Annotated in this window: 3 protein-coding genes; all 3 read left to right on the forward strand. The window is 68.8% G+C overall.

From position 1 onward, the window contains the following. The first annotated feature begins 205 nt into the window (after nt 1-205). From OM076_RS44305 to OM076_RS44315, 3 genes are read left to right on the forward strand one after another with little or no spacing between them, the layout of a single operon-like run. On the forward strand, nt 206-688 hold the full coding sequence (locus OM076_RS44305; RefSeq protein WP_270046696.1) for a hypothetical protein: 483 nt from the start codon (nt 206-208) through the stop codon (nt 686-688). Between the two features lie 41 nt (nt 689-729). After that, complete coding sequence (locus OM076_RS44310; protein ID WP_270046698.1) at nt 730-1,473, forward strand: carbonic anhydrase; 744 nt, start codon at nt 730-732, stop codon at nt 1,471-1,473. Nucleotides 1,474-1,508: 35 nt separating this feature from the next. Further along, nucleotides 1,509-3,572, forward strand: a complete 2,064-nt coding sequence (locus OM076_RS44315; protein ID WP_270046699.1) for a phage holin family protein — start codon at nt 1,509-1,511, stop codon at nt 3,570-3,572. The last annotated feature ends 43 nt before the right edge of the window (nt 3,573-3,615 follow it).

Here is a 3,615-nt window from a genome sequence, read left to right on the forward strand (position 1 = left end):
CGTCGGCATCGACAAGGACGCCGAGCAGATCGAGCGCGCGCTCACACGCGCGGAGCAGCACGTACTCAAGCGCGAAGTCGCCGACTGGGACGAGGCCGAGCAGGAGGCCCTCTCAGCGATCGAGCGCGCAGAGGCCGCGCCGGTCGCCTGACCCACTCGGTTCCGGGGCGGCGGCAACGTCGCCCTATCGACTTAGGAGACGACCTTGAAGCCATTCACCCTACGCATCGTGTGTGCGTGCGCGGCGTTGGCGCTGTTCGGCTGCGGCTCGTCCTCGGACGACCAGCCCGCGGCGACTGAGGCCCCCACGCATGCCCCCACGCAGGCAGCGACATCACCGCAGGATCAGGCAGCGAGCGACGTGTGCGCTGCCCGGGCCGACATCCAGACCCAGGTGGACACCCTCTCCACCGTCGGCACCGGCGATGTGACGCGCAACGACTTGACGTCGGCGCTCGCCGCCATCGGCACGAACCTGGAGAAGATCAAGGCCGCCCAGGCCAATCTGACGCCCGAGCGCAAGCAGCAGGTCCAGGACGCGGTGACCGCCTTCGGGACGCAACTGCAGGCCGTCGTGCGCCAGGCCGTCGCCGCCGGGTCTAAGGATGATGCCAAGGCGCAGGCCACGGACGCCGCCGCATCACTGAAGACGGCGGTGACCGAGTCACTGCAGCCGATCGACTGCTGATGGGACGATCGATGAACGGACACGACAGACAAGCGAGACGCATGGTGAGCGCGTGCCTCGCCGCGCTGCTGGCGACGCTCGCGGTAGTGACGGCGCTTGCCGGCGCCGCGCCCGCAAGCTCCAGCGTCGATCCCGGTAGTGCGCAGAGCCCGATCGACCTCCGCCGCTCGCAGATCACGTTCGTGAACCACCTCCCCGCGATCCGCTTTTCGTACCCGCGCAAGGCGGACGTCACATTGAACAACACCGGCTCGCCCGGCGAGGAGTCGACCGTCCGCGCCGAGGTGCCCGCAGGCGCCGCGTCGATCACGCTGAGCGGGACGAGGTACACGCTCCAGCAGTTCCATTGGCACACGCCGTCCGAGCATGAGATCAACGGGCACCGGAGCGCCATGGAGATGCACCTGGTGCACGGCGCCTCGGACGGCTCATTGCTCGTGATCGGCGTGCTGATCGAGCAGGGACGGGCGAACCGCGTGCTCGAGCCGATCTTCGCGGATCTGCCGGCGGCGGCCGGCGAAACCCGGCCGGTCGCCGGCGTCCGGATCGACGACCTGCTGCCCGACGATGTCTCGTCCTATCGCTACACGGGATCGCTGACGACGCCGCCCTTCACCGAGGGCGTGCAGTGGATCGTGCTCGCGCACCCGATCACGCTTTCCAAGCACCAGATCCACGCCTTCCAGGCGCTGTTCGAGGAGGGCAACAGCCGCGAGGTCCAACCGCTCAACGGCCGCAAGGTGCTGAGCGATGCCGGGCGCCATAACCACGGCGATCGCGACTAGCGCAGCGCCACACGATCGAGCAGAAGGAGAACACGATGCCGAACGACCCCATTCCAGCCCAGGATTACTCCGCGTGGGAGTCCGTTCGTCCGCGTCAGCGGGTGTTCAATCTGCTCGTGTCGTGGCTCGCCATGGGCGTCGCGCTGATGGTGGCCGCTGGGATCCTGCCGGGGGTCAGCATCGAGAGCTTCTGGGGTGCGTTGGTGGTCGCGGCGATCGTCGCCGCATTGAACGCGGTCGTCCCGCCCGTGCTGGCCGCGCTGCGGTTGCCGCTCACGCTCGTTCTCGGCTTCCTGCTCGTGCTGGTCGCGGACGCCGTCATCCTGCTGATCGCCGACGGGTTGACCGACGGCGTGCTGACGGTCGACAACTTCGGCTGGGCGCTTTTGACGTCGCTCGTGGTCGCGGCCGTGAGTGTCGTGCTCGCGGTCTTCACGGGCTCTGACGATACGTATTCGATTCGCGTTGCCAAGCGCATCGCGCGTCGGCAGGGCGTGATCGCCAACACGACGGTCCCCGGGATCATCTTCCTTGAGATCGACGGGCTCGCGCTGCCGGTGCTGCGCCGCGCGATGCGCGACGGCAACGCCCCGAACATGGCGAGCTGGCTGGCCGATGACACGCACAGCCTGATCGAGTGGGAGACCGATCTTTCCTCACAGACCGGTGCCAGCCAGGCCGGGATCCTGCTCGGCTCCAACGATGACATCCCCGCGTTTCGCTGGGTCGAGAAGGAGACCGCCACGGTGATGTCGTGCTCGGCGCCACCGGACTGCGCCGAGATCGAGCGACGCCACGCGACCGGTGCCGGCCTGTTGGTCGACGGCGGCTCCAGCCGCGGGAACCTGCTCTCCGGCGAGGCCGAAGACGTGATCCTCACCGTCAGCCGGATGGACGCCGAAAAGCAATCCAATCCCGGCTACCGGGCGTTTCTGGCCAACGGCGACAACGTGACGCGCACGCTCGTCCTGTTCGGATTCGAGGTCATCCTCGAGTGGATCGCCGCGGCGCGCGGGATCCGCCGCGACGTCAAGCCGCGCGGGCATCGCGGCGGCATCTACCCGCTGATGCGGGGCGCGATGTGCGTCTTCGTGCGCGACCTGATCGTGTCCGGCGTGCTCACCGACATGATGCGCGGGCGCCCCGCGGTCTACGCGACGTTCTCCAGCTACGACGAGGTCGCCCACCACTCCGGCCTCGAACGCGCCGACACGCTCGAGGCGCTGCGCAAGCTCGACGAGCGCTTCGCGCAGATCGAACGCGCCCGCCGCTACGCCGCCCGCCCGTACGAGATCGTCGTCCTCTCCGACCACGGCCAGACCCAGGGCGCGACCTTCAAGCAACGCAACGGCTACGGCCTCGACGAGCTCGTCGAGCGCTCGCTCTCCAAGGGCCAGGTGTCCGGGATCGCGGGTGGCGACGAGCAGAGTTCGATGGTCGGCCACGCCGTCAAGGAGGCCACCGGGCAAAAGACCAAGAAGGCCAAGAACGACGTCTCCGACCGCGACGTCGTCGTGCTCGGCTCGGGCAACCTCGGGCTCGTCTACCTCATGGAAGAGCCCCGCCGGTTGACGCTCGAGGAGATCAACGCGCGCCACCCCGAGCTCCTGCCCACGATGCGCGCGCATCCCCACGTCGGCTGGCTGCTGGTGCGCTCCTCCGAACATGGCCCGGTGGCGCTGGGCGCCCGCGGCACCCACTACCTCGTGGACGGCCGCGTCGAGGGCGAGGACCCGCTCGCGCCGTTCTCTCCCACCGCGCCGCGCCACCTGCTCCGCACCGACGGCTTCAAACACGTCGCGGACATCATGGTCGGCAGCTTCTACGACCCCACACTCCAAGAGGGCTGCGCGTTCGAGGAACTGATCTGCTTCCACGGCGGCATCGGAGGCGTCCAAACACGCCCATTCATCCTCCACCCCTCCCACCTCGAGCTCCCGCCCGGACCGATCATCGGCGCCGCGAGCGTGCACGCCATCCTCGCCGGCTGGCGAAAGACGCTCCAAGGCAGCCCGCTGGTCGCGGTGCCGGCGCCGGCATCGGCTGAGCGGACGACGGCGACCCCGGTGTCTGAACCGACGGTCGGACCGGCGGCATAACGACGGCGATTTGCGCCGCGGTTCACACCATGGCCACCGACGA

This window comes from Solirubrobacter ginsenosidimutans (assembly GCF_027587205.1).

Coding starts and splice junctions, on each gene's coding strand:
- OM076_RS44310 (WP_270046698.1), top strand. CDS start 730: ATGGTGAGCGCGTGCCTCGCCGCGCTGCTGGCGACGCTCGCGGTAGTG.
- OM076_RS44315 (WP_270046699.1), top strand. CDS start 1,509: ATGCCGAACGACCCCATTCCAGCCCAGGATTACTCCGCGTGGGAGTCC.